The sequence below is a fragment of the Pseudomonas sp. 2 genome (genome assembly GCF_056627435.1).
Window position 1 is genome coordinate 23,813 of record NZ_JBWXNG010000022.1, and the last position, 26,173, is coordinate 49,985.

Consider the following 26,173-nt stretch of genomic DNA (forward strand, 5'->3'; position numbering starts at 1 on the left):
GATTTCTCTCAGTAATGCAGCGCAGCACCCACGTTCTTTTTCAACAGCTCCTGATAAAGGTCGGCGTAGGGTTCGACTGCCTTGTGCCAGTCAAACGGGGCAGCCATTGCACGGCAGCGCATGGCGTTGAGCAGCGGCGGGTTGTCGTAGACCTTGAAGGCGCGGGTCAGGGCTTCGGTGTAGCTTTCAACGGTGGACTCGTTGAACAGAAACCCTGTGCAGCCGTCTTCGATGGTGTCGGCAAGCCCGCCGGTGCAGCGCGCCACCGGCAACGAACCGAAGCGCTGGGCGTACATCTGGCTCAGGCCGCAAGGCTCGTAGCGCGACGGCATCAGCAGGAAATCGCTGCCGGCAAACATGCGCCGGGCGTCGGTTTCGTTGAAGCCTACGCGCACACTGATCTGGCCCGGGTAGCGCGCAGCGAGGGCACGCATGGCGTCCTCTTCATCGGGCTCGCCACGGCCGATGATCGCGATCTGCCCGCCATTCTTGACGATGAACTCGGACACGCCGATGGTCAGGTCCAGACCCTTCTGATAGACCAACCGCGACACCACGGCGAACAGCGGGCCGGTGGAGGGCTCAAGTTCGAACAGCTCGCGCACGTGGTCGGCGTTGATCTCCTTGCGCGTCCATTCGTTGGGCGCGAAACGGCAGATCAGGTGCTCATCGGTGGCCGCGTCCCAGCTTTCATCGATGCCGTTGGGAATGCCGCTGAGCTGGCCGCGATTGGCCTTGCTCTGCAGGAAGCCTTCCAGGCCACAGCCGAAGTCGGCGGTGGTGATTTCCTTGGCGTAGGTGGCGCTGACCGTGGTGATGTGGCTGGCATAGGCCATGCCGGCCTTGATGAACGACAGACGACCGTAGAACTCCATGCCGTCCGGCCCCAGTGCCTGATCCGGAATACCCAGCTCACGGCTCGACGCGGTGCTGACAAAGCCCTGATAGGCCAGGTTGTGGATGGTGAAGATGCTCGGCGTGTTCTGCCCGCGCCATTTCATATAGGCAGGGGCCAGACCTGCTGGCCAGTCGTGGGCGTGGACCAGTTCCGGGCACCACTGTGTCTTCACGTAACCGGCGGCAAAGTCTGCCGCTGCCAGGCCCAGACGGGCGAAACGGATGTGGTTGTCTGACCAGTCGCGGCCGTGGTTGTCGCCATAGGGCGTGCCTTCACGTTCGTACAGCTCGGGGCAGATCAGGACGTAAATGACCAGGCCGTCCTTCATGTCCATCCGGCCGATCTTGCAGGGAGGCAGGGCCGCATGGCCGCTGAGTTCACTGATGATGTGAATCGGGTTTCCGCTATTGATGACCTGTGGGTAGCCGGGAATCAGCACGCGTACATCGTGCAGGTGGCGCATGGCGCGCGGCAGTGCGGCAGACACATCGCCCAGGCCGCCGGTTTTCACCAGATCGGCCATTTCCGAAGTCACGAACAGGATCTTCTTTCTGTTCACCATCGACATGGCGGGTTGGACTGGGGGCAGTTGCAGCAGGGGTGCGCTCGTCGTTGCGAAGACCGGCAGATGGGTCAGCTCGCTGGCCGGCTGGTTAAAACTCTCTCCCTTCTGGGTTTTGACAGCGGCACTAATCATCGTTTTCTCCCATTCGATACGCAGTGTTGGTACAGCGCTAGAGTTGTAATTGGCCATGTCCTATGGCCAGGCACACAAGACCTACGCAAAATCGATACCCATTTACCGACTGCATAGTGAAGGACAGGGTGAAAGCGGCCTCTGCTCGGGCTTCATCCAGTAGCATAGGCGCTCTATTGTGCTGACCCGGGGGTTTTGCAGAAGTTTCGACTTTTTTTCTGGGAAATGTCTGGCGCGCGGGATGGCGAGTTTTTGTAGGAAAAAATTCATCTGACTACATAGTCTCCATGTCCGCTGATCGCGCCGCCTTGGCGCACGGTGAGTGGGAAAAACAGCTGGATTACCGCTGATCGGATTGTTCGACAATCAAACCAATGCGGCTGACGGAGCATAGCGGTTAAAGGTTGTTTTGCGACCACCCAGTCACGGAAATTCGACGAGATGCCTTTTCTCGGTGCGCTGTCGATCGATTCTTGTGCGTTCGGAGAAAAATCCTACTTTTGTACCGGTCATTTTGGGCTGCGCTCAAGGTAGAATCCGGGTCACCCGGCGATTGGGCATCCGTCCTTCGCCAGTCACCTTTTTAGTGGTAGAGGAAGTCAATGCAAGCCCCTGAGGTGCTGGTCCTGCAAGCCAGCTATAGCAACCCGGTTCACGCCGAAGCCATCGGTTTCCTGCTCAATCAATATGCCGAAGACGCCATGGGCGGCGGCCATTCGCTGCCCATGGACACCCGCGAGCAACTGGCGATCGAGCTGGCCAAGCGTCCCCACGCGTTCAGCGTGCTGGCGTTCATCGCGGGCGAGCCGGTGGGGCTGGTCAACTGTTTCGAAGGCTTTTCCACCTTCGCCTGCCGCCCGCTGGTGAATGTCCACGATGTGGTGGTGATCGCCTCGGCGCGTGGCCAGGGCATCAGCCAGAAGATGCTGGGCAAGGTCGAAGAGATCGCCCGCCAGCGCGGCTGCTGCAAGATCACCCTGGAAGTGCTCGAGGGCAACGTGGCGGCCCGCGGTGCGTATGAAAAGCTCGGTTTCAGCGACTATCAGCTCGATCCGCAGATGGGCCGGGCGTTGTTCTGGCAGAAGGCGCTTTAAGGCGTATCGCGATTTAATGTGGGAGCCGACTTGCTGGCGAATGCGTTGTTTCATTCACACAGGTGTGTCTGGCGAGATGGCTTTCGCCAGCAAGCCGGCTCCCACGGCCTTCGGCCAGAAACGATCGGCTTGCGTAACCTTCGATGTTGCCACAGCAACACCTTTCAAAATATTTGTAACAGTTATGTCCTGTAGGAAAATTCGTTGCGCAAGGTAGGATCATCTCCCGAATTGATATCAGGAACCCCATGTCTCTTTCACTGGAACCTCCCAGTCGCCGATCCTGCCCACTGAACGCAGATCGTCTTCACCCATCTTCTGGCGCTGATCCGCGCCGCTTCACGATCATTCCCTCCCGTAGCGGCCTGCCTGTCGGCACGCCGGGATTCGTCGTGCCTGTCCACTTGCCTGACACAAGGAACCACTGACCATGGAATGGCTTGCTGATCCCACGGCCTGGATGGGCCTGTTGACGCTGATCGTGCTGGAGCTGGTGCTGGGCATCGACAACCTGGTGTTCATCGCCATCCTGGCGGACAAACTGCCGCCCGAGCAGCGCGACAAGGCGCGGGTGTTGGGCCTGTCGCTGGCGCTGATCATGCGCCTGGGCCTGTTGGCGAGTATTTCCTGGATGGTGACGCTGACCGAACCGCTGTTCGAGGTGTTCGGCAAGAGCTTCTCGGGCCGCGACCTGATCATGCTGTTCGGTGGCGTGTTCCTGCTGTTCAAGGCCACCATGGAGTTGCACGAGCGACTGGAAGGACATGTCGCCCAGCAGTCGGGCAGCACGACGTACGCGCTGTTCTGGCCCATCGTCGCGCAGATCGTGGTACTGGACGCCGTGTTCTCGCTGGATGCGGTGATCACCGCCGTGGGCATGGTCGATGAACTGTCGGTGATGATGATCGCCGTGGTGTTCTCGATCGCCATCATGATCATCGCCAGCAAGCCGCTGACCGCTTTCGTCAACGCTCATCCGACGGTGATCATGCTGTGCCTGGGCTTCTTGATGATGATCGGCTTCAGCCTGACCGCCGATGGCCTGGGCTTCCACATTCCCAAGGGCTATCTGTATGCGGCCATCGGCTTCTCGATTCTGATCGAAGTCTTCAACCAACTGGCCCGCTCGCGCCGCAAACGCAGCCTCAAGGGCGATTTGCCGCGTCGTGAACGCATGGCTCACGCGGTACTGCGCCTGATGGGCGGCAGAAAGCCTGGCGTCGAGGAAGTGGGCGAAGACATCGCCGACATGCTCGACGGCGACGCCGAAGAAGTGGTGTTCGACCGCCGAGAGCGAGTGATGATCAATGGCGTGCTGCAACTGGCCCAGCGGCCGATCCGGACCGTGATGACGGTGCGCAACGACGTGGACATGATCGATCTGGACGACGATCAGGAAAGCATCCGACAACGCCTGATGAATTCGTCCTACTCCCGCTTGCCGCTGATTCGCGGTGGCCGGGTCGACGAACCCCTGGGCTTCGTGCACAAGAAGGAGATGCTCACCGCCTTGCTTGCCGGTGTCGAGCCGAATCTGGAGCACATGGTGCGGCCTACGCCGAACCTGCTGGAGAGCTTCTCGATCCTCAATGCACTGGAGCAGATGCGCAGCCAGTCGACCCACATTGCGTTCGTGGTCAACGAGTTCGGTGACTTCACCGGCATCCTGACCATGACCGACATCCTGGAGTCCATCGCCGGCGAGCTGCCGGACGCCAGCGAAATCGACGGCCCGGATCTGGTCGAGGAGGGCGAGGGCGTGCTGGTCAATGCAGCGATGAACCTCAGCCACCTGCGTGAGCGCATCGGCTTCAAGGCGCGCGCCACCGACGAGTACCAGACCCTGGCCGGGTTGATCATGAGCCTGCTGGACCGTCTGCCGGTGATCGGCGATGAACTGGAGTGGGAGGGCTGGCGCGTAAAAGTGGTGCAGGTTCAGGAACGGCGGGTGACGCGGGTGTTGTTGCGTAAGGTGTGATTGAAACTGGCGTCGCCCTGGCGGATCAAGATCAAGATCAAGATCAAGATCAAGAGCGTTCTTCCTAACGTCAGACCTGTTTCGACTTCGTCGAGTTACTTGGAAAAGACCCCCAAGTAACCAAGGGGTCCTGCTCTTGGTTTGGCCCGACTTCGTCGGGTTCCCTCTCTCCGGCGATGCTCCGTGGGCCCGGCGCGAATGGGCCGTCCATGGCCCCGCGCCTCGCGCGGCATCCTGCCGCTTGGCCCACTCCACATCGCCTGCGTTCGGCCTGCACCCAAGTCGCGATTGGCGGCGTCTGGACTATCGCGCATAAAAATCAAAAGCCAGATCAAGAGCCCGAGGGCAGTGCCCTCCGTAGCAGCACGGCTTGCCGGCGGGGCGATCTTGAGGGCGACCCGCGAGCAAGCTCGGCTGCTACGGAGGGCATCGCCCTCACGCTCTTGACTTTGCTTTTGATCTTCGTGCGCAAACCTCACAGACACCACAAAACGCGACTTGGGTGCAGGCTGAATGGAGGTCTCGTGGAGTGGGTCGAGCCGCATGGATGCGGCGAGAGGCGTGTGGGCCATGGATGGCCCTTTCACGCCGGGCCCACGGAGCGGGACCGGAATGAAGGGACCCGACGAAGTCGGGCCAAACCAGGAGCAGAAGGACTTGGTTACTTGGTCCTTTCAAGTAACTCGACGAAGTCGAAACAGGTCTGACGTTAGGAAGAGCGCTTTTGATCCTGATCTTGCTGCGGACACGGTCTATCTGACACGGCCAAGTCGTTTGAATTTACTGCCGCTGCGGTCGGACGCACCCCCGGGCGACCGCCGGCAAGCCGGACTGCTACGGGGCGGGGTTCCATAAAAAAGGCCTGCATTGCGCAGGCCTTCTTTATATAGAGCGATCTTGATCGCTGGTTATTTGGTCGCCACCTCCGGCGGATTTTGCGACTTGGCGGCCTTTTCCATCATCGCGAAATCACTCAGACCCTTCTGCGCATACGGGTCGCCAATCAGCCGTGGCCGTGCCTTGAAGTCCAGGCTCACCAGACTCTTGGTGGTGTCCAGTTCGTCGAAGCTCAGGCCTGCCAGTTGTGCCCAGGTGTGAATCAGGTTGGAGCTGGTATAGGGGCGGCTGTGGATGCTGTCGAAGCTCCAGTTGTGGGTTTCGCGCCACTTGGGCGAGGCGTAGGCAATGAACGGCACGGTGTACATCGGAATCGTCGGCTTGGCTTCGTTGCGGCCTAGCACATCGCGGCCGGGCGAGTCATACACGTCTTCGCCGTGGTCGGAGAGGTAAAGCAGGAACCCGTTCGGATCCGCCTTGCTGTAGGTCTTGATCAGGCTCGACACCACGTAGTCGTTGTACAGCACGGCGTTGTCGTAGCTGTTGTACAGCTCAAGCTTGCTGTCATCGATGTCGGCAGGCACGCCATCACGATTGGTGAATTTCTCGTAGTCCTGCGGGTAACGATACTGATAGCTCATGTGCGTGCCGAGCAGGTGAACCACGATCAGCTTGCGCGGTGCGGCATCGTTCAGCGCCTTGGCGAACGGCTCCAGCACGTCGCCGTCGTACTGGCGGGCGTTCTGGTTGCGGTTGTTGTTCAGGTACACCTGCTCGTCGGCCTGCTCGGAGAAGGTGGTGAGCATGGTGTTGCGCTTGGTCATCGTCTGCTGGTTGGTGATCCAGAAGGTCTTGTAGCCGGCCTGCTTCATCACGCTGACGATCGATGGCGTCTTCAGGTACAGATCAGGGTTTTCTTCATCGGCGAAGGTCAGCACCTGCTGCAGCGCCTCGATGGTGTAAGGGCGCGGGGTGATGACGTTGTTGAACACCTCTAGCTGATCCTTCATCGCATCCAGGTTCGGCGTGGTCTGGCGCGGGTAGCCATACAGGTGCATGCGGCCACGGTTGGTGGACTCGCCGATGACCAGCACCAGGGTAGTCGGAAGGCCGGCCTGTTGATCCTTGAGGTTCTTAAGCGGCGCGATGTTGCTGCTGGTGGTCAGCATGTCCTGCATGCTGTTCAACTGCTGGGTGTAGCGGTGGTAGGCCACCAGCATCTGCCATGGTACGGCGGGCTCGATGCGCGATTCGAAGGCTTCGAGGCCCGCCGCGGTGGTGTCAAAACGCGACATCTGCTTGGCCAGCGGGTAGCCGATGATCGCCACCAGCAGCGCAACGGCCGTTACCCAGGCGCGGCCGCGGGGCATGTACACCGGGCGCAGGCGGGTCCACAGGAAGATCGCGAAGGCGGTGTGGGCGATGAACGCCAGCACGATCCACCAGGCGAAGTATTGGGTCATGTACTCGCCGGCTTCAGAGATGTTCGACTCGAACATGATGAAGATGACGCTCTGGGAGAACTCCTGCTGATAAATGAAGAAGTAGCCCAGGCTCGCCATGGAGCAGGCCCATAGCACCACGCCGATGACGGCGGCCATGATCCGGGTCTTGTTGGGGAACAGCAGCATCGGTGCCAGCCAGATGCCGCTCATGACGAATGCTTGACGAAAGCCCGCAAAACCGGTGATACCGGTCAGCTGAATCAGCAGCTGGGTGATTCCGGAAAAGTACCAGAAGAAGACGAACAGCCAGACCAGGCCGGTCCAGTCGAATTTTTTCGGAGTCGGGGTGCTCCGTTGCGTTGTTGCCATCAGGCGCTCCAGCTATGGGTCGTTCGCGGCACAGAGAGGTTCGCGCGCGTTACAGAGGGGCGGCAGTATGGTGATGGGCAGGTGAAAAAAATGTGAGACAGGTGTCGGTAGAGTGTCGAAGTGCGCACAGACGCGCTTTTTCAGGCGGGTTGAACGTTACAGCAGGCGGTGGGTCCGACGCAGGGCAGGTCGTACGCAGTGATAACCAGCAGAAGGGGGAACGACAGAAGGGCAAGCCAGCGAATCGGGCTTGCCACAAACAGGGGAAGGCGGGTGGATCAGGCGTGCAGGGCGTTTGGCGCTGCGAGCTGGGCGTGTTGCAGCATCTGGGTCAGCTGGGCGACTTTCTTCTTCAGCTGTTCGCGTTCTTCCTTGAGCTGGTTCAGATCATCGCGACGAACGGTAACGTACAGCGTCTGTGGAACGTTTGCAGATAGAACGGTGCCCATTGCTTCACCTCGCAAATGGCGGGATTCAACTTCGTAAGGTTCAAGCAATGACAGCATCGCGACCCGACTTGTCCTGCTTCCTACCTTTGTCGGCGCGGATTCTGATTTCTTTTGACGCAAAAGGGAACTTTTTTATTTTGAATTGTCGCTAAGGTGCGCGCCTTGCGACAAACGGCATTTCAGAGCGGTTGTGTCGCACCAAGATGAAACATTTTTCACCGGGAAACCTTCGTTTGCCTCCCCGGACTAACCCATCAGGCGCTGCTGGGCTATAAAATGAGGCACCTGTTTTTTGATCAAGGAGCACCTCTACATGCAACTCGGGATTGTCGGACTAGGCCGCATGGGCGGCAACATCGCACGTCGACTGATGCTCAATGGCCACACCACAGTGGTCTATGATCGCGACGAGCAGTCTCGCACCGTGCTCGCCAACGAGGGTTCGACGCCAGCCAGCGACCTTGCGTCACTGGTGGCTGCACTGGAAAAACCGCGCGCGGTATGGGTCATGCTGCCTGCGGGCGCGCCGACCGAAGACACCATCAACGTGCTGGCCGACCTGCTGGACGCGGACGATGTGATCATCGACGGCGGCAACACCTTCTACAAGGATGACGTGCGTCGCTCCCAGGTCTTGCAGGCAAAAGGGCTGCACTACGTCGACGTCGGCACCTCCGGCGGCGTCTGGGGCCTGGAACGCGGCTACTGCATGATGATCGGTGGCGAAACCGAGGTTGTGAACCGCCTCGATCCGATCTTCAAGACCCTGGCCCCGGGCATCGGCAACATTCCGCGGACCAAGGATCGCGCCAAGGATGCCGACCCGCGCGCCGAGCAGGGCTACATCCACGCGGGCCCGCCGGGCGCCGGCCACTTCGTCAAGATGATCCACAACGGCATCGAGTACGGGATGATGCAGGCCTTCGCCGAGGGCTTCGACATCCTCAAGACCAAAAACTCGGAAAACCTGCCGGCCGACCAGCGTTTCGACCTGAACCTGGGCGACATCGCCGAAGTCTGGCGCCGCGGCAGCGTGGTGTCCTCCTGGCTGCTGGACCTGACCGCCGACGCGCTGGCCACCGATCCGCAGCTCAACGCCTATTCGGGCTCGGTCGCCGACAGCGGCGAAGGGCGCTGGACTATCGAGGCGGCCATGGAGCAGGCCGTTCCGGTACCGGTGCTGTCCACCTCGCTGTTCGCCCGTTTCCGCTCCCGTCAACAAAGCACGTACGGCGACAAGATGCTGTCGGCCATGCGTTTCGGATTTGGTGGTCATAAGGAACCAAAATAATGGGATTATCGCGAAGCAAGCAGAAAGCCCCGGTCGCACCCGCGACCACGCTGTTCCTGTTCGGCGCTCATGGTGACCTGGTCAAGCGGCTGTTGATGCCGGCGCTCTACAACCTGTTCCGTGACGGACTGGTCGACGAGCACCTGCACATCGTCGGCGTGGACCACAACACCGTCAGTGACGCCGACTTCGCCAAGAAACTCGAGGATTTCATTCGCCAGGAGGCGGCCAGCAAGGTCGCCCAGGGCGGTGAAGAGCCTCTGGATCCCGCGTTGTGGGGCAGTCTGGCCAAACGCATCAGTTACATCACCGGGGATTTTCTCGACGACTCCACCTACCAGGACATCGCCGCGAAGATTGAAAGCACCGGCACGCAAAACGCCGTGTTCTACCTGGCCACCGCGCCGCGCTTCTTCAGTGAAGTGACCAAGCGGCTGGGCTCGTCGGGCCTGATGGTGGAAGGCGACGATCATTTCCGTCGCGTGGTGATCGAAAAGCCGTTTGGCCACGACCTGCCCAGCGCGGTGGCGTTGAACACCTGCTTGCTCAAAGCGATGAGCGAGAAGCAGATCTACCGGATCGACCATTACCTGGGCAAGGAGACGGTGCAGAACATTCTGGTCAGCCGCTTCTCCAACGGCCTGTTCGAGTCGTTCTGGAACAATCACTACATCGATCACGTGCAGATCACCGCCGCCGAAACCGTGGGTGTCGAAACCCGCGGCAGTTTCTACGAGACCACCGGCGCCTTGCGGGACATGGTGCCCAACCACCTGTTCCAGCTGTTGGCGATGGTCGCCATGGAACCGCCGGCCGCTTTCGGCGCTGATGCGGTGCGTGGCGAAAAGGCCAAGGTGATCGGGGCGATCCGGCCCTGGTCGGAGATGGAGGCGCTGGCCAACTCGGTGCGCGGGCAGTACACCGAGAGCACCATCGGCGGCAAGAGCGTGGCCGGTTACCGTGAAGAGGACCGGGTCGCCCCGGACAGCAACACGGAAACCTTCACCGCGCTCAAGGTCTTCATCGACAACTGGCGCTGGGTCGGCGTGCCGTTCTACCTGCGCACCGGCAAGCGCATGAGCGTGCGCGACACCGAGATCGCGATCTGCTTCAAGCCTGCGCCCTACGCGCAGTTCCGTGACACCGAAGTGGACAGCGTCGCGCCCAACTTCCTGAAGATCCAGATCCAGCCCGACGAGGGCATGTGGTTCGACCTGCAGGCCAAGAAGCCCGGGCCGACCCTGGACATGCAGACCATCGAGCTGGGCTTTGCCTACAAGGACTTCTTCGAGATGCAGCCGTCGACCGGGTACGAAACCCTGATCTACGACTGCCTGACCGGGGATCAGACCCTGTTCCAGCGCGCCGACAACATCGAGAACGGCTGGCGTGCCGTGCAGCCGTTCATCGATGCCTGGGCCAAGGATCCGCACGTCGAGTTCTACAAGGCGGGCGAGGACGGTCCGGCCGGTGCCGATGAGCTGCTGGCCCGCGATGGCCGCAGTTGGCAACGCCTGGGATGAGTGAAGCGACGCAACCTCTCATCCGCTTCATGTTGTCCGACATCGATGGCACCTTGCTGCGTCCCGATCACAGCCTGAGCCAGGCCAACATCGACGCGGTGGGCAAACTGAAGGCGGCCGGGATTCATTTCTCGGTCGCCAGCAGCCGCCCGCCGCGGGCCATGCGCGAGCAGATCAAGGCGCTGGGCATCGACGTGCCGACCGTGGGCTTCAATGGCGCGAACATCGTCAATCCGGATGGCAGCCTGCTGGCGGCGCACCGCATCGACCCCGACGCTGCGCGGATCAGCCTTGAGCTGTTCGCCGCAGAAAAGGTGTCGGTGTGGGTGTTCGCCGACGATCAGTGGCTGCTGCTCGACCCGCAAGGGGATTACGTCGAGCACGAGCGCAACACGCTGGGTTACGACTTCGTTCAGGTCGAGCACTTCGGGGAGTACCTCGATCGCATCGACAAGATCGTCGCCGCCAGCACCGACTTCGCGCTGCTCAAGCGGCTCGAAGCCAGGCTCAATCCGCTGATCTCGGACAAGGCCCACGCCTCGCGCTCGCAATCCTACTACCTGGACGTGACGGCGCTGGACGCCAACAAAGGCACCGCGCTGGCGACGTTGGCCCAGGCGCTGGGTGTGGACTTGGCGCACACGGCCGCCATTGGCGATGCAGGCAACGACGTGGCGATGTTTCTGCGCGCGGGGTTGTCGATTGCCATGGGTCAGGCTGAGGTCGGGGTCAAGACTCAGGCCAACTACGTGACGGACAGCAATCTGGAGGACGGCCTGGCGGCGGCCATCGAACGTTACATCCTGCCGCGTTGATTGAAACATCAGCCCGTAGCAGCACGGCTTGCCGGCGGGGGCGGTTGCAAGATCGCCACCGTCAGTGAGTCGGGTTGTGAAGGCGCACACCAGAAGGACAAGCACCTTATGGCTGTATCGATCGAAGACTACGCGCTGCTCGGCAACTGCCGCACCGCAGCGCTGGTGGCCCGCGACGGGTCGCTGGACTGGTTGTGTTTCCCGCGTTTCGACGCCCCTGCCTGCTTTGCCGCGCTGTTGGGTGACAGCGACAACGGTCGCTGGAAAATCGCCCCGCAAAAAGATGCCGAATGCCGCATCACTCGCCGTTACCGTGATGGCACGCTGATTCTCGAAACCCTGTTCACCACCGACACCGGTCGCGCGGTGCTCATCGACTTCATGCCGATGGCCGTCGACAACAGCGTGGTGCGCATGGTCGTGGGCCTGGAAGGCACGGTCGAGTTCGGCATGGACCTGGCCATCCGCTTCGATTACGGCAGCACCGTGCCCTGGGTCGAGAAGCGCGATCCGCACACCATGACCGCCGTGGCCGGCCCGGAAATGCTGGTGTTGCGCACACCGGCCGAGCTGCATCCGATGGATCACCACACCGAAAGCCTGTTCACGGTGAAGGCCGGCCAGCGTCTGGGCTTCGGCCTGACGTGGCAGGCGTCCCATGAGCCGGTGCGTAAAGGCTTCGATTGCGAACGCGCCCTGGAACAGACCGAAGCCTTCTGGCGCGAGTTTTCCGATCGCTGCCCGGATGTCGGGCCGTGGTCGGCTCAGGTCAAGCGCTCGCTGATCACCCTCAAGGCGATGACTTACGCACCCACGGGCGGGATTGTCGCGGCGGTGACCACTTCCTTGCCTGAGCAGCTGGGCGGCGAGCGCAACTGGGACTACCGCTTCTGCTGGCTGCGCGATGCGACCATGACCTTGCTGGCCTTCATGAACCTGGGCTACTTCGATGAAGCCACGGCCTGGCGCAACTGGCTGCTGCGCTCGGTGGCGGGCAATCCGGAGCAGGTGCAGATCATGTATGGCCTGGGTGGCGAGCGACGCTTGCCGGAATACGAACTGGGCTGGCTCGCCGGGTACGAGCACTCGCGCCCGGTGCGGATCGGCAACGAGGCCGCCACCCAGATGCAACTGGACGTCTACGGTGAAGTGGCGGATGCCATGACCCAAGCCCTGAAATGCGGGCTGCCGCGCTTGCCGCGCAGCACTGAAATCCAGAAGGTCATCATGCCGTTTCTGGAGAGCGTGTGGCGCAAGCCCGATGCCGGCATCTGGGAGATCCGCTCCGAGCCCCGGCATTTCACCCACTCCAAGGTCATGGCTTGGGTATCGTTCGACCGCAATGCCGGTGTACTGGCGCAGAGCGACAACCCGGAGGATCGCGAGCGCGGGCGGCATTATCGCGAGGTGGCCGACGCGATTCATGCCGATGTCTGCGCCAGAGGCTACGACGCCGAGTTGGGCAGCTTTGTGCAGACCTACGGCGGCAAGGAAATGGACGCCAGCCTGTTGCAGATCGCCCTGACCGGTTTCCTGCCGATTGACGATCCGCGGGTTACGGGCACGGTGGCGCAGGTGGAAAAGGCGCTGATGCAAGATGGCTTGTTGTTGCGTTACGACAGCGAGCGCAGCGTGGACGGTGTGTCGGGCAGCGAAGGGACGTTCCTGGTCTGCTCGTTCTGGCTGGCGGATGTCTACGTGCTACAAGGGCGCGAAGAAGAGGCCGCTGCGCTGTTCGATCGCCTGTGCGGCCTGTGCAACGACGTCGGCTTGCTGTCCGAGCAGTTCGACCCGCGTGCGGGGCGCATGCTCGGCAACTTCCCGCAGGCGTTCAGCCATATCGGCATCATCAACACGGCGTTGAATCTGCATCGGGCGGTGTGCCCGGTCAAGGCGCGGGCGGCGCAGCAGGATGCGGTTGTCGAATAGGACTCTGTAATTGTGGGAGCCGGCTTGCTGGCGAATGCGGTGGGTCAAACGATGATGTGTTGAATGACACACCGCGTTCGCCAGCAAGCCGGCTCCCACAGGCTTGGGCAATACCGAATTAGTGCGCCTTGCGAAACGTGAAATTGATCCGCTGCTCACCCAACTGCGGATGCTGCGCCTGTTTGATCGGCATCACGCCGTGATAGCGCAGGCGGTCGACGCCGCCCCAGACCACCACGTCGCCGTGAAACAGCGGCACCTTCTGAGTCGCATCACCGCGGACGTGGCCGCCGAACAGGAACATCGCCGGGATGCCCAATGACACCGAAACCACTGGCCAGTGGTGATCGCGTTCGTCCTTGTCCTGATGCAAAGCCAGTTTCGCGCCGGGGATGTAACGGTTGATCAGGCAGGCATCCGGCTCGAAGTCGGCAAATCCCGCCGCCATCGCTGCATCCCGCGCCAGTGCCAGAAACACGGTGGGCATGGCGGGCCAGCGTTGGCCGGTCTGCGGGTCGATGGGGCTGTACAGGTAGCCGTTGCGGTCGGTGGTCCAGCCAAACTCGCCGCAACTGCTCAGCGCTACCGACATGGTGTAACCGCCAGGCGTCACCATGTTGCGAAAGGGCGCCTGGGTCAGCACCGATTCCAGCGCGGGCAGCAGGCGGTCCACCAGGGGCAGGGCGAAACCACGAAAGACAAAGGCCTGCTCGCCGATCTGTTCGGTCGACGGCGGCTGCGGGCTGTCGTCGGCGAACAGGTCCAGGGTGGCGGGGGTGGTGCCTTTGCGTTGCATCATCGCGGCATGCCTGAGTGGGGCGGGTTGGCTTAGAGCGCCTTGCTGACCTTGACGTCGCTGATCACATCGCCGCTGTCGCCGTGCATCTTCTGCAGGGCGGCCAGGGCCTCATCAGCGGACGGCGATTGCAGCAGGGCGAACTCGAAGCGGCGCTCGCCGTTGAGTTTGTAGCTGATGGCGTATTTGACCACGGGGGCTTGGTTGCTCACGGTTGAATCCTTGGCAGGTGTCTTGCGCGCGGTGCTGAACGAAGCTTTCACACGCGTCGGGGTTTAATGAAAGGCTCAGCTCAGGCGCGACGAGGTGCGGCGCACGATCTTGATCGAATGGGTGAAGGTGGTCTTGCGGCCGTTGCCATGGCTGTCCATTTTGCGTCCGGCGGTGTCGATGGTGATGTTCCAGAAGCCGGTGCTAGGCACGGTGATCTTCGCCGGGAAGCGATCGAATGCGCCGCCGTGGTAGGTGTGGCGCCCGCCGTTCTTGAAGCTGCGGAAATTCGCGTCGCTCATCAGGCGGATGTTGCAGAGCTGGGAGCACTCGATGACGACCATGTCGTCTTCGTTGAGGTGCTCGCGCTGGTGTACGAATTTCATGGGTGTCTCCGGGAACAGGGCCTGCTTGAAAACCTGAAACGATATCACGCCAGGCCCGGTCGATGCTCGCCGCGCGAGTGCCGAACGGCAAGCGGGTCGTCAAATAAAGTACAAGCGGCGGGGATTTAATCGGACCCCGGCTTGTCGTAGCAGCTTTATTGGAGGGATTGTATGAAACTGGCTGTTGTTGTTTTGGCCTTGGCGATGACCGGTTGTGCCTCGGTGGCGGACATCGAGCATACGCCGCCGACCATGAACGTGATGTCCGGCAAGTCCCCACAGGAATATGCCGACTGCTTCGTGGCCAGGATCACCGACAGCCGCAATCCGCCACAGATCGAACCGCACAAGGAAGGCATGCGGGTGATCGTGCCGCGTAAGTTCTCCAGTGGCACGCCGACGGCGATCGTCGACATCGAAAAACGCTCCGGCGGCAGCGCCATCAAACTGTTCGAGGACGGCGGCAACAATCCGCTGCGGCCCAAGGACATCCAGCACGCGGTCAACGCGTGCATTTCCGGTGAGTGATCGCGGCTTTATTTGCAGGTCACCAGCACGCTGCGGGTCTTGTAATTGCCGACATCCACGCCTAGGGTCTTGTCGGCATCCTTGGGTTGCGGGGTGCCGTTGGTGCTGACGATGTTGTAGCCGGTGCCCGCGCAGGACGCCTCGGCCTTTTCATAGCAGGCCGCCCACGACATGGCTTCGCCCGAGCAATCGATGCTCAGCGCCTGTTTGCCATCTTTGAGGTAAGTGCTTTGCGCGGTCGCGCAACCGGTCAGGCCCAGAACAGCGATGACGGACAGGATCTTGATCATTTTCGGATGCTTCACGATGAGGGCCAGAGAATGCCTGGGTGCGCACAGGGTGTGCGCATGGCTCTGCTAAGACTGGCGGACGGTGCCATCGTTCCGGCATCACTGAAACTTTTCAGCGGTCCAGCCCCCATAACGCCGGGGCTGAACCCGTTGAACGTCGCTCAGGGCTTCTTCTGCGAGCGGCGGGCAGGGGCGGCGCTGTCTTCGAACACCGAGGCGACTTCCACTGCGCTGCTTTCGCTGGGGAAGGGGCCGGCAACCTGTTCGCCGTCATGGCCGATCAGCCACCAACCGTCGTGCAGTTTCTTGATCTCGTACCCGTTTACCACTTTGACTTGCGACATCGATCTCTCTCGATCATGGATTCAGGCCGCCATGATACGGCGCAATCGGGCATTTTTCCTACGCAATCGAGTGAATCCGGCTACGCTTGCTCCAGTCATCGCACGGTCGTTTCGAGGAATCGGATGTCCTCGTACGGATGATGTGAAGGACAACAGGCGATCACCGAGCGGTAAAACGTTTGCGAACTGTCCAATGACAGCACGCGGACACACGGTGGTCGCAAATCCGGGACGCGCGCGGAACTATCTGCGCATCCGTTCCTCTACCAAGTCAGCAAACGGCCAGTGTCGGGGGCATTGTAAGGTTATCGCCGCCTGATTAGACTGCGCCGCAACACCCCAGCCCCATCAAGGACTTATATGATCAAGAAATGCTTGTTCCCTGCAGCCGGTTACGGCACTCGCTTCTTGCCAGCGACCAAAGCCATGCCCAAAGAGATGCTGGCAGTTGTCAACAAGCCACTGATCCAGTACGGCGTGGAAGAAGCACTGACTGCGGGTCTGAATGAAATTTCCATCGTCACCGGTCGCGGTAAGCGCGCCCTGGAAGACCATTTCGACATCAGCTACGAGCTGGAGCACCAGATCAAGGGCACCGACAAGGAAAAATACCTGGTCGGCATCCGTCAACTGATCGATGAGTGCAGCTTTTCCTACACTCGCCAGACCGAAATGAAAGGTCTGGGCCATGCCATTCTCAGCGGCCGTCCGCTGATTGGTGACGAGCCGTTCGCCGTGGTGTTGGCGGACGACCTGTGCGTGAACCTGGAAGGCGACGGCGTGCTGGCGCAGATGGTCGAGCTGTACAAGAAGTACAAGTGCTCGATCGTGGCGATCCAGGAAGTCGACCCGAACGAAACCAACAAGTACGGCGTGATCGCCGGTGAAGAGATCAAGCCTGGCCTGATCCGCGTCTCGCACATGGTCGAGAAGCCAAAACCGGAAGACGCACCGTCGAACCTGGCGATCATCGGCCGTTACATCCTGACCCCGGACATCTTCAAGCTGATCGAAGAGACCGAGCCAGGCAAGGGCGGCGAAATCCAGATCACTGACGCCCTGATGAAGCAGGCCGCCAAAGGCGACGTGCTGGCGTACAAGTTCAAGGGCCAGCGTTTCGACTGCGGTAGCGCCGAAGGCTACGTCGAAGCGACCAACTTCTGCTTCGAACACTTCTACAAGACAGGCACTTCGCTGGATCCGGTGACTGCACCGAAAAAAGCCAAGTAACTGTAGCAAAGCAAAAAGCCACCTTCGGGTGGCTTTTTCGTTTCTGGCTGCCGGCCCTTGCCCGGTGCGCTGGAGCGGTTATGCTTAGGCTCTTTTGCTGGCCCGGCCAGCGTTGCGATTCGCTGTGAACTCGCACTTATTCATGCCTGCCAAGGATAAACACATGAGCTACGACTTCGACCTTTTCGTCATCGGTGCCGGGTCTGGCGGCGTCCGTGCTGCCCGTTTCAGTGCAGGCTTCGGCGCGCGCGTGGCGGTTGCCGAAAGCCGTTACCTGGGCGGGACCTGCGTCAACGTCGGCTGCGTCCCCAAGAAATTGCTGGTGTACGGGGCCCATTTCGCCGAAGACTTTGAAAACGCCAGGAGCTTCGGCTGGTCGGCAGGCGAGGCCGAATTTGACTGGTCGACCTTGATCGCCAACAAGAATCAGGAAATTCAGCGCCTCAACGGCATCTATCGCAAGCTGCTGGCCAACAGTGGCGTGACGCTGATGGAAGGGCATGCGAAATTGCGCGGCCCTCATGAGGTCGAGATCAACGGTCAGGTGCACACCGCCGAGCGCATCATGATCGCCACCGGTGGCTGGCCGCAGGTGCCGGAGATTCCAGGTCGCGAGCATGCCATCACTTCCCAGGAAGCGTTCTTCCTGGAGCAACTGCCCAAGCGCGTGGTGGTGGTGGGCGGCGGGTATATCGCAGTCGAGTTCGCTTCGATCTTCAATGGCATGGGTTCGGACGTTTCGCTGATGTATCGCGGCGAGCTGTTCCTGCGCGGTTTTGACGGCAGCCTGCGCACGCACCTGCACGAAGAGCTGGCCAAGCGTGGCATGGATATCCGCTTCAAGACCGAGATCGACAGCATCGAAAAGCTCGCCGACGGGACGCTGCAATTGGCGCTCAATGACGGCACCTCTTTCAACACTGATTGCGTGTTCTATGCCACGGGTCGGCGTCCGATGCTGGATAACCTGGGGCTGGAAACGGTCAATGTCGAACTCGACGACAAGGGCTTCATCAAGGTCGACGACAACTACCAGACCACCGAGCCGTCGATCATCGCCGTGGGCGATGTGATCGGACGTGTCCAATTGACCCCCGTGGCGCTGGCCGAAGGCATGGCGGTCGCCCGCCGTCTGTTCAAGCCTGAGCAGTACCGTCCCGTGGATTACCGGCACATCGCAACGGCCGTGTTCAGCCTGCCGAACATCGGCACCGTGGGCCTGACCGAAGAGGAAGCGAAGAAGGAGGGCTTCGATGTGCAGATCTTCGAAAGCACGTTCCGCCCGATGAAGTTGACCCTGACCGACAACCAGGAACGCACCCTGATGAAGCTGGTGGTCGACAAGCAGACCGACCGCGTCTTGGGCTGCCACATGGTGGGGCCGGACGCTGGCGAGATCGTTCAGAGCCTGGCCATTGCGCTGAAGGCTGGGGCGACCAAGCAGATTTTCGACGACACCATCGGCGTGCACCCGACCGCCGCCGAAGAGTTCGTCACCATGCGCACGGCCACTCGCTGATCGGCTGACGGCATCAAGGTAATGGGTCCGGCCCCATGGATGGGGGCCGGGCTGATCATGTTTGACAGGGATGGACCCAGTTTTTGACCAGAAAGAGTTTTTCGGCATCCATGCCTCTGAATCCCGCAGAACCTGGCGAGCAAAGCGCCGAGCAGGCCCAGGCAGTGCGCGAAAGTGAGCGCCAGTTTCGTACCTTGGCCGACAACATGAGCCAGCTGGCCTGGATTGCCGATCCGAGTGGGCGCATCTACTGGTACAACGCTCGCTGGTACAGCTACACCGGCACCTCCCATGAGGCGATGATGGCGCTGGGCTGGCGCTCGCTGCACCACCCCGATCACCTGGAGCGGGTCGATGCGCGGATGCGGCGATGCTTTGCCACCGGCTCGATCTGGGAAGACACCTTTCCGCTGCGTGGCAATGACGGCCTGTATCGCTGGTTCCTCTGCCGTGCGCTGCCCATTCGCGATACCCAGGGCAATATCACCTATTGGCTCGGCACCAGCACCGACATCACGGCGCAGGTCAAGGCCGAGGACGCGTTGCGCGAGCTCAATGAAAGCCTGGAGCGGCGGGTGGCCGAGCGTACCCGTGAGCTGGCCGAGATCAACGAGCGCCTGCAAGTGGAAATCAGCGAGCGCGCCCAGGCGGAAGAGGCGCTGCGCCATGCGCAGAAGATGGACGCCATCGGCCAGTTGACCGGCGGCATCGCCCACGACTTCAACAACATGCTCACTGGCGTGCTGGGCGCATTGGACTTGATTCAGCGCCGCGTCGCAGCCGGGCGGGTGTCCGAGATCGACCGTTACATCGATGCGGCCATGAGCTCGGCCAATCGTGCCGCGTCGCTGACCCACCGGTTGCTGGCCTTTGCCCGGCGTCAGTCGCTCAACACCCAGCCGGTGGATATCAACCGCATGGTGATGTCCATGGAGGAGTTGCTGCGCCGCACCACCGGCGAAAGCATCGAGCTGGAAATCGACCTTAACAACGCGCTGCGCCTGACCCATACCGACGAGCATCAGCTGGAAAACGCGCTGCTCAATCTGGTGATCAATGCCCGGGACGCCATGCCGGATGGCGGGCGGCTGCTAATCCAGACCGAAGTCGTGCACGTGGCGGTGCTGCACGACGCGCTGGCGCCGGGTGATTATGTGCGCCTGCGGGTGCAGGACACCGGTGTTGGCATGTCGGCGCAGGTCATCGCCAAGGCGTTCGATCCGTTCTTCACCACCAAACCTATCGGCCAGGGTACAGGTCTCGGGCTGTCGATGGTCTACGGTTTCATCAATCAGACTGGAGGCCAGGTGCTGATCGACAGCGCCGAAGGGCAGGGCACGCGGATCGATCTGTATCTGCCGTGCCACTTCGAGTCTGCGGGTGATTCGCGGGTCGATGACGAAGACGCTGCGCCGCCACGGGCCAGCCAGGGCGAGCGGGTGCTGGTGGTAGAAGACGAGCCGGACGTGCGCATGCTGGTGGTCGACGTGCTGCGCGAGCTGGGTTACCGCGTCGAGGTGGCGGCGGATGGTCCCGCGGCACTGCCGTTCCTGCAGGATGGCGGGCGCATCGATCTGCTGGTCACCGATGTCGGGCTGCCGGGGCTCAACGGCCGTCAGCTGGCGGAAATCGCCCGGCAGCACCGGCCGCGCCTGCGGGTGCTGTTCATGACCGGCTACGCAGGCAACGCGCTGGCCCAGGGTGAGGTGCTGGAGGAAGGCATGGACATGCTGACCAAGCCGTTCAGCATCGACGACCTGGCGCAGCGGGTGCGGGGCCTGATCGAGCGCGCCGATCAGTCCTGAAGCGGGGCGGGCTTCTCGCCCTTGAGGTTTTCCAGCGCCAGTTCGGTCTTGATCAGGATCAGCTCCAGCACCCGGTTCTGCTGATCGCGTTCGGTCAGCTGCTGCTTGAGCTTCTCGGTTTCCAGCTTGGCATTGCGTACCCGCTCCTTGAGCAGCGCACATTGGCCGTGGGCTTCCAGATGCTGCTCCTTGAGTGACTGGATCTGCGCGTCCTTGTCCTGCAGGCGAGTGGCGGCATCCTGGGCGGCTTGTGTCAGGCGCGCGTTATCTTTCTGCTCGCTCTGCAGTGCTTCGCGGGTCTGCAGCAGGGTGGCGGTCTGGCTGCCCAGTGTCGTGGTCTGCGCCGCGTGACGCTCGCGCAGCTCGTTCAATTGACGCTGCGTATCCTGCAATTGCTCCTGCATCGCCTTGCGCTCGGCATCCAGCCGGGCCTGTGCCTGGTCAAGCTGTTCGCGGGACTGCTCTTTCAGGCGCTGGGCCAGTCGCGCCACCAGAGCAGTCAGCTCCTCATCGATAACCGAGGCCGGGGCGTCGTTGTGGTCGGCGTCGATCTCGCGCATCAGCCGGTGGATGGTGGTCTTGGACCCGGTATTGCCCATCTCGATTCGTACTGCATCGATACTGGGGTTTTCGCCCCGGGCGATGATCGCACTACGCGCAGCCTGCACTTCAGCTCTGTTGATGCCGGTTCTTGCCATAAACAATCCATCGATTCGTAACGAGTACGTACTAAGTATTACGTACTACTGAAGCCGCGCATTGTGCGCCATTCTTCGCCTCATGTCTGCTGCGGGTTGAAGTGCCGGGTGTGATCTGGGTAGGCTGGGCATTGGTTTGCGTGTGGAGCCGCGCTGCGCGGAACGTGCGTCGCAATGCTGTAACCGAATACTGCTATGAAGCGATTTCTTCTATTAATAGAGTCCCCTTATAGCGAAAACCAATTACCGGCATCAGGTTTGCCAATGAGCCGATGCCAGTGATTGTGCGTAAGATCCTCCCTATCGAATTTATGACCTGATTCATTCAACCCTAAGGAGATCCACCCGATGCCTATCATTAACAGCCAAGTCAAGCCGTTCAAAGCCACCGCTTTCAAAAACGGTTCTTTCGTTGACGTCTCGGATGCTGACCTCAAAGGCAAATGGTCTGTGGTGTTCTTCTACCCAGCCGACTTCACCTTCGTCTGCCCGACCGAACTGGAAGACCTGGCTGACAACTACGAAGCCTTCAAAAAGCTGGGCGTAGAAATCTACTCCGTTTCCACCGACACCCACTTTGCCCACGCTGCCTGGCACAACACCTCGCCAGCCATCGGCAAAATCCAGTACACCATGATCGGCGACCCGACCCTGACCATCTCCCGCAACTTCGACGTGCTGATCGAAGAAGCTGGCCTGGCTGACCGCGGTACTTTCGTGATCAACCCTGAAGGTCAGATCAAGATCGTCGAGCTGAACGACGGCGGCGTTGGCCGTGACGCTTCCGAGCTGCTGCGCAAGATCAAGGCTGCTCAGTACGTCGCTGCTCACCCGGGCGAAGTCTGCCCAGCCAAATGGCAGGAAGGCGAGGCCACTCTGGCTCCGTCCCTGGACCTGGTTGGCAAGATCTAACTCCATGTCACGCGTGACTGGACCGGGAGCGATGAGCTCTTGAGCACGTAAGCCGCATCGCCCCCAAAAAACGCCCGGGCGGTCATCGCCTGGGCGTTTTTTTTTGAAGACCTGAAACAGTAGAAAAGGAAAGCCGATCATGTTGGACGCCAATCTCAAAGCCCAGTTGAAATCGTACCTGGAGCGAATCACTCGCCCGATCGATATCGTCGCGTCCCTCGATGACGGCGCGAAATCCCAGGAGATGCTGGCCCTGCTCAACGACATCGTTGCAAGCTCCAGCCAGATCACCCTGAACACCAATGGCACTGACGCACGCACCCCATCCTTCGCCCTGAACAGCCCGGGCCAGGACATCAAGCTGCGTTTTGCCGGCTTGCCCATGGGCCACGAATTCACCTCGCTGGTACTGGCATTGCTGCAAGTGGGCGGCTACCCGTCCAAGGCCAGCGCGGAGACCATCGAACAGGCGCGCTCCCTGAGCGGCCAGTTCAAGTTCGAAACCTACTTCTCGCTGACCTGCCAGAACTGCCCGGACGTGGTCCAGGCGCTGAACCTGCTGGCCGTGCTCAACCCGAACGTCGAGCACGTGGCTATCGAAGGCGGCCTGTTCCAGCAGGAAGTCACCGACCGTCAGATCATGTCGGTGCCGAGCATCTACCTGAACGGCGAACTGTTCGGCCAAGGCCGCATGGGCCTGGAAGAGATTCTGGCGAAGATCGACACCAGCGCCGGTGATCGCCAGGCCGAGAAACTCAACGCCAAGGACGCCTTCGACGTGCTGGTGGTCGGCGGTGGCCCGGCCGGTTCAGCTGCGGCGATCTACGCGGCGCGCAAAGGCATCCGCACCGGCGTCGCCGCCGAGCGCTTCGGCGGCCAGGTGCTGGACACCATGGCCATCGAGAACTTCATCTCGGTGCAGCACACCGAAGGCCCGAAACTGGCCGTGGCCCTTGAAGAGCACGTCAAGGAATACGAAGTCGACATCATGAACCTGCAGCGCGGCGATCAGCTGATTCCTGGCAAGGATGGCGAGCTGCATCAGGTCAAATTCGCCAGCGGCGGCGTGCTCAAAGGCAAGACCGTGATCCTGGCGACCGGCGCCCGCTGGCGCGAAATGAACGTGCCGGGCGAGCAGCAATACCGCAACAAAGGCGTGGCGTACTGCCCGCACTGCGACGGCCCGCTGTTCAAGGGCAAGCGCGTGGCGGTGATCGGCGGCGGCAACTCTGGTGTCGAGGCGGCCATCGACCTGGCGGGCATCGTGTCTCACGTGACCCTGCTGGAATTCGACAGCTCGCTGCGTGCCGACGCCGTGCTGCAACGCAAGCTGCACAGCCTGCCGAACGTGACCGTGCTGACCAGCGCGCTGACCACCGAAGTGACCGGCGACGGCCAGAAGGTCAACGGCCTGCGCTACAAGAACCGGGTCACCAACGAAGAGATCAGCGTCGAGCTGGAAGGGATCTTCGTGCAGATCGGCCTGCTGCCCAACACCGAGTGGCTCAAGGGCACCATCGAGCTGTCGCCCCGTGGCGAGATCGTGGTCGACAACCGCGGTGAAACCTCGATTCCGGGTATTTTCGCGGCGGGCGACGTCACTACCGTGCCGTACAAGCAGATCGTGATCGCGGTGGGCGAGGGCGCCAAGGCATCGCTGAGCGCATTCGACCACCTGATCCGCATCAGCGCACCGGCGTGATGCCGGGCTGATACGGCGGCGCAAAACAAAAAACCTCATGAGCGATCATGAGGTTTTTTTGTGTCAGCTTCGCGATGTTCCTTGTGGGAGCCGGCTTGCTGGCGAAAGCGGTGTGTCATTCGATGCTGTACTGCATGGCACGCCGCATTCGCCAGCAAGCCGGCTCCCACAGGTGTGAGGCTCGCAAGCTCGCGCTTCTTATTCAGCTACCGGCGTCGGCTGAATGATCTCGACCCAGTAGCCATCCGGGTCCTTGATGAACGCCAGGCTCTTCATGCGCCCGTCGCTCAGGCGCTTCTGGAACTCCACGCCCAGCTCCTCGAAACGTGCGCAGGCGGCATGCACGTCAGGCACCGACACACAGATGTGGCCAAAACCGCGCGGATCCGTGTTGCCGTTGTGGTAGGCAAATTCCGGGTCCTTCTCGGTGCCGTGGTTGTGGGTCAGCTCCAGAATGCCCGGAATGCCCTTCATCCAGACATTGCGCGCGGCATCATCGGCTGGGATCTGTGCCTTGTCGACCAGCGCCAGGAAGTACAGGCTGAACTGGGCTTCAGGGAAGTCGCGCTTCTCCACCAGGCTGAAGCCCAGCACGCGGGTGTAGAAATCCAGCGACGCGGTGATGTCCTTGACCCGCAGCATGGTGTGGTTGAACACGAATTGCGCAGTGGCGGCGTCCGGCTGGGCGGTCACGCCCGGGAAGGTGTTCAGTTCTTGCAGACTCATGGATGGCTCCGGATAGGTCCTGTAAATGTTGCACAATGATACGGGACGCGGCGCCCGAGCCAAACCGCAAATGTGCACAAAGCGTGCGCCAGCGCTTGTACCGCCGCGATGACAGGCCCACACTGCGCCGCTCAAGGTTCGGGTATTGGTCATGGTTTCCAGGTTGCGTGCGGTTTCTCTGATTCGGGTGGGTCTGGCGGGCCTGGCTCTGACGCTGTGTGGCGGTCATGCGCTGGCCGCAGACGCCATGATCGTCTGGCCCAGCGACTGGGAAGTCGAAGCACTGCCGACTCCGCCGCCGAGCCCTCAGGGCCCCTCGGTGCAGGTGCGCCAGCGCGCGGTGAAGAACGACGACAATGGCGATCCGGCGATGGTCGTGGAGTTGACCCAGACCCGCCTGCAGCCGGGCCACGAAGTGAACGTCGAAGGCGTGCTCCTGGAGATGCGCAAGGCCGTGCAGGTCAATTTCGTCCACGGCGGTTTTCAGAGCGTGTGCACGCGCATGAAGGAAAGCACCCTGAGCGAGGTGCCGGCGATGGAAACCACGTGTACCATCACCCAGAACGGCGCCCACGTTATGACCCAGACCCTGGTGGCTGCTGCCAACAAGGAGACGGCCTGGTCGTTGTCTTACGCGGGGTCTGCGGACGGCTACGCGGCCAACAAGGATGAAGTCCAGCGCATCCGCGACAGCCTGAAACTCAATGTAGCGCCGTGAGCGCAACGCTCGCCACTCGACACTCGAGTTCCAGGCATCAGGCATAAAGAAGCCCGCCGAAGCGGGCGTGGGGCGCTAATCCTTTAGCAGTCTTCATCCTGTACAAATCCTTGTGAAAAAAACGTGAAGAGCGCTTCCCTTGGGCAGATAAACCCGATATTTGCTGACCGCTCGTCATTTGACGTCAATAGTCTGTGGGTGACGTTCTTTTGTCGCCACTATCAGTGTCAGCAATAACACCCACTCATTACTGCTTTCGAATGCATGAATCTCTGCCAGGCAACTAGTCGAAAGGAGGATGTCGCCGAGAGGCCTTTGTATGAAGTTGAATGGCCCGATCCGGCAATGTTGACTACTTACTAAGCGCTTATAAAAAAAGCCCCGACGAGCGGGGCTTTTTAGAACATCCGGGCGTTGCGGGCGATAATCAGCCGCGCAGCCAGGAGTCGACGGTCTGCGCGCCGTACTGCTCTTTCCAGGCCTTCAGGCCACGATGGTTGCCGCCCTTGGTCTCGATCAGCTCACCGGTGTGCGGGTTCTGATAGACCTTGACGACGCGGGCGCGGCGGCGTTTCGGGCCGGCTGGCGCGGCGGTCGCGGCCGAAGGGTTGGGATCGAGGATGGCGATGACGTCACGCAGGCTCTTGTCGTAGCTGCTCATCAGGTCCTGGAGCTTCTGTTCGAATTCGATCTCCTTTTTCAGTCCGGCATCGTTTTTCAGGCTTTCCAGCTGGGCCAGCTGTTCCTGAAGGGCTCGTTCTGCTGCGCGAAACTCGGCAAGTCTGGACAAAAATAGTACTCCGGCAATTAGTGGCTGTTGTCAGCCCAACGCAAGCAACATGGACACGCTACATGTGCCCTGCGCTCGTTTTATGGCTACCCCGTGCCTTGAACGTCATACATCAAAAAAATAACGTCAAGCGGTCAGCTCAACATCAGCGATGGGGTAGTTGTGATGCGCGACGGGTAAATAATGCACTTTTT

The 26,173-nt window shown here is 61.0% G+C and carries 23 protein-coding genes and 2 pseudogenes; 14 read left to right on the top strand and 11 right to left on the bottom strand.

Annotation, left to right across the window (positions count from 1 at the left end; genetic code table 11):
* Positions 1-8: 8 nt before the first annotated feature.
* Positions 9-1,595 (bottom strand): glycogen synthase GlgA, encoded by a 1,587-nt coding sequence (glgA, locus tag AC1MEK_RS26955; protein ID WP_480399299.1) that lies wholly within the window; start codon positions 1,593-1,595, stop codon positions 9-11.
* Between the two features lie 602 nt (positions 1,596-2,197).
* On the opposite strand from glgA, the gene AC1MEK_RS26960 reads away from it, so the two are divergent.
* Positions 2,198-2,689: a GNAT family N-acetyltransferase gene (locus AC1MEK_RS26960; RefSeq protein ID WP_480399300.1), complete on the top strand. Its 492-nt coding sequence runs from the start codon at positions 2,198-2,200 to the stop codon at positions 2,687-2,689.
* A gap of 430 nt (positions 2,690-3,119) precedes the next feature.
* The gene (locus AC1MEK_RS26965; RefSeq protein ID WP_480399301.1) at positions 3,120-4,667 is read left to right on the top strand and encodes a TerC family protein; all 1,548 of its coding nucleotides are present in this window, start codon (positions 3,120-3,122) and stop codon (positions 4,665-4,667) included.
* 908 nt (positions 4,668-5,575) lie between these two features.
* Here the strand turns inward: AC1MEK_RS26965 and AC1MEK_RS26970 are convergent.
* Positions 5,576-7,318, bottom strand: coding sequence for a phosphoethanolamine transferase CptA (locus tag AC1MEK_RS26970; protein ID WP_480399302.1), 1,743 nt, complete (start codon positions 7,316-7,318; stop codon positions 5,576-5,578).
* Between the two features lie 278 nt (positions 7,319-7,596).
* On the bottom strand, positions 7,597-7,767 hold the full coding sequence (locus AC1MEK_RS26975) for a DUF6026 family protein (RefSeq protein ID WP_480399303.1): 171 nt from the start codon (positions 7,765-7,767) through the stop codon (positions 7,597-7,599).
* A gap of 313 nt (positions 7,768-8,080) precedes the next feature.
* On the opposite strand from AC1MEK_RS26975, the gene gnd reads away from it, so the two are divergent.
* From gnd to AC1MEK_RS26995, 4 genes are all read left to right on the top strand, one after another.
* Positions 8,081-9,058, top strand: coding sequence for a phosphogluconate dehydrogenase (NAD(+)-dependent, decarboxylating) (gene gnd, locus AC1MEK_RS26980; RefSeq protein ID WP_480399304.1), 978 nt, complete (start codon positions 8,081-8,083; stop codon positions 9,056-9,058).
* Positions 9,058-10,581 (top strand): glucose-6-phosphate dehydrogenase, encoded by a 1,524-nt coding sequence (gene zwf / locus AC1MEK_RS26985; RefSeq protein ID WP_480399305.1) that lies wholly within the window; start codon positions 9,058-9,060, stop codon positions 10,579-10,581. The genes gnd and zwf overlap by 1 nt, the downstream gene beginning before the upstream one ends.
* Positions 10,578-11,396 carry an HAD family hydrolase gene (locus tag AC1MEK_RS26990; protein ID WP_480399306.1) on the top strand — a complete coding sequence of 273 codons (819 nt, stop codon included), beginning with the start codon at positions 10,578-10,580 and terminating at the stop codon, positions 11,394-11,396. The genes zwf and AC1MEK_RS26990 overlap by 4 nt, the downstream gene beginning before the upstream one ends.
* Positions 11,397-11,504: 108 nt before the next feature.
* The gene (locus tag AC1MEK_RS26995) at positions 11,505-13,325 is read left to right on the top strand and encodes a glycoside hydrolase family 15 protein (RefSeq protein ID WP_480399307.1); all 1,821 of its coding nucleotides are present in this window, start codon (positions 11,505-11,507) and stop codon (positions 13,323-13,325) included.
* Between the two features lie 118 nt (positions 13,326-13,443).
* Here AC1MEK_RS26995 and alkB read toward each other — a convergent pair whose 3' ends face one another.
* The 3 genes from alkB to AC1MEK_RS27010 form a co-directional block, all read right to left on the bottom strand.
* Entirely contained in the window at positions 13,444-14,121 is a 678-nt protein-coding gene (gene alkB, locus AC1MEK_RS27000; RefSeq protein ID WP_480399382.1) for a DNA oxidative demethylase AlkB, read from the bottom strand.
* A 32-nt stretch (positions 14,122-14,153) separates the two neighbouring features.
* Entirely contained in the window at positions 14,154-14,333 is a 180-nt protein-coding gene (locus tag AC1MEK_RS27005) for a hypothetical protein (RefSeq protein ID WP_480399308.1), read from the bottom strand.
* Positions 14,334-14,408: 75 nt separating this feature from the next.
* Positions 14,409-14,717, bottom strand: a complete 309-nt coding sequence (locus tag AC1MEK_RS27010) for a DUF1883 domain-containing protein (RefSeq protein WP_480399309.1) — start codon at positions 14,715-14,717, stop codon at positions 14,409-14,411.
* Between the two features lie 171 nt (positions 14,718-14,888).
* Between AC1MEK_RS27010 and AC1MEK_RS27015 the strand changes: the two genes are divergently transcribed.
* The gene (locus tag AC1MEK_RS27015; RefSeq protein ID WP_480399310.1) at positions 14,889-15,245 is read left to right on the top strand and encodes a hypothetical protein; all 357 of its coding nucleotides are present in this window, start codon (positions 14,889-14,891) and stop codon (positions 15,243-15,245) included.
* An 8-nt stretch (positions 15,246-15,253) separates the two neighbouring features.
* Here AC1MEK_RS27015 and AC1MEK_RS27020 read toward each other — a convergent pair whose 3' ends face one another.
* Both AC1MEK_RS27020 and AC1MEK_RS27025 read right to left on the bottom strand, forming a co-directional pair.
* Complete coding sequence (locus AC1MEK_RS27020) at positions 15,254-15,535, bottom strand: hypothetical protein (RefSeq protein ID WP_480399311.1); 282 nt, start codon at positions 15,533-15,535, stop codon at positions 15,254-15,256.
* Between the two features lie 161 nt (positions 15,536-15,696).
* On the bottom strand, positions 15,697-15,879 hold the full coding sequence (locus AC1MEK_RS27025; RefSeq protein WP_480399312.1) for a hypothetical protein: 183 nt from the start codon (positions 15,877-15,879) through the stop codon (positions 15,697-15,699).
* 360 nt (positions 15,880-16,239) lie between these two features.
* Here AC1MEK_RS27025 and galU point away from each other — a divergent pair, with 360 nt between their 5' ends.
* The 4 genes and pseudogenes from galU to AC1MEK_RS27045 all read left to right on the top strand — a co-directional run.
* On the top strand, positions 16,240-17,109 hold the full coding sequence (gene galU / locus AC1MEK_RS27030) for a UTP--glucose-1-phosphate uridylyltransferase GalU (RefSeq protein ID WP_480399313.1): 870 nt from the start codon (positions 16,240-16,242) through the stop codon (positions 17,107-17,109).
* A gap of 163 nt (positions 17,110-17,272) precedes the next feature.
* Entirely contained in the window at positions 17,273-18,628 is a 1,356-nt protein-coding gene (gorA, locus tag AC1MEK_RS27035; protein ID WP_480399314.1) for a glutathione-disulfide reductase, read from the top strand.
* Positions 18,629-18,711: 83 nt separating this feature from the next.
* Positions 18,712-20,007, top strand: a pseudogene (locus AC1MEK_RS27040) (hybrid sensor histidine kinase/response regulator); the annotation flags it as partial.
* A gap of 72 nt (positions 20,008-20,079) precedes the next feature.
* Positions 20,080-20,433 (top strand): annotated as a pseudogene (locus AC1MEK_RS27045) (response regulator); the annotation flags it as partial.
* Here AC1MEK_RS27045 and AC1MEK_RS27050 read toward each other — a convergent pair.
* Complete coding sequence (locus AC1MEK_RS27050; RefSeq protein WP_480399315.1) at positions 20,424-21,131, bottom strand: DNA-binding protein; 708 nt, start codon at positions 21,129-21,131, stop codon at positions 20,424-20,426. The pseudogene AC1MEK_RS27045 and the gene AC1MEK_RS27050 overlap by 10 nt on opposite strands.
* 348 nt (positions 21,132-21,479) lie before the next feature.
* Between AC1MEK_RS27050 and ahpC the strand changes: the two genes are divergently transcribed.
* Both ahpC and ahpF read left to right on the top strand, forming a co-directional pair.
* Entirely contained in the window at positions 21,480-22,043 is a 564-nt protein-coding gene (ahpC, locus tag AC1MEK_RS27055) for an alkyl hydroperoxide reductase subunit C (RefSeq protein WP_274130835.1), read from the top strand.
* 139 nt (positions 22,044-22,182) lie between these two features.
* Complete coding sequence (gene ahpF / locus AC1MEK_RS27060) at positions 22,183-23,745, top strand: alkyl hydroperoxide reductase subunit F (RefSeq protein WP_480399316.1); 1,563 nt, start codon at positions 22,183-22,185, stop codon at positions 23,743-23,745.
* Positions 23,746-23,943: 198 nt separating this feature from the next.
* Here ahpF and gloA read toward each other — a convergent pair whose 3' ends face one another.
* Positions 23,944-24,471 (bottom strand): lactoylglutathione lyase, encoded by a 528-nt coding sequence (gloA, locus tag AC1MEK_RS27065; protein ID WP_480399317.1) that lies wholly within the window; start codon positions 24,469-24,471, stop codon positions 23,944-23,946.
* A gap of 151 nt (positions 24,472-24,622) precedes the next feature.
* On the opposite strand from gloA, the gene AC1MEK_RS27070 reads away from it, so the two are divergent.
* Positions 24,623-25,189 (top strand): DUF4946 domain-containing protein, encoded by a 567-nt coding sequence (locus tag AC1MEK_RS27070; protein ID WP_480399318.1) that lies wholly within the window; start codon positions 24,623-24,625, stop codon positions 25,187-25,189.
* 427 nt (positions 25,190-25,616) lie between these two features.
* On the opposite strand, the gene AC1MEK_RS27075 is transcribed toward AC1MEK_RS27070, so the two are convergent.
* A complete protein-coding gene (locus tag AC1MEK_RS27075; protein ID WP_480399319.1) occupies positions 25,617-25,979 on the bottom strand; it encodes a histone-like nucleoid-structuring protein, MvaT/MvaU family in 363 nt (120 codons plus the stop codon).
* Positions 25,980-26,173: the final 194 nt, after the last annotated feature.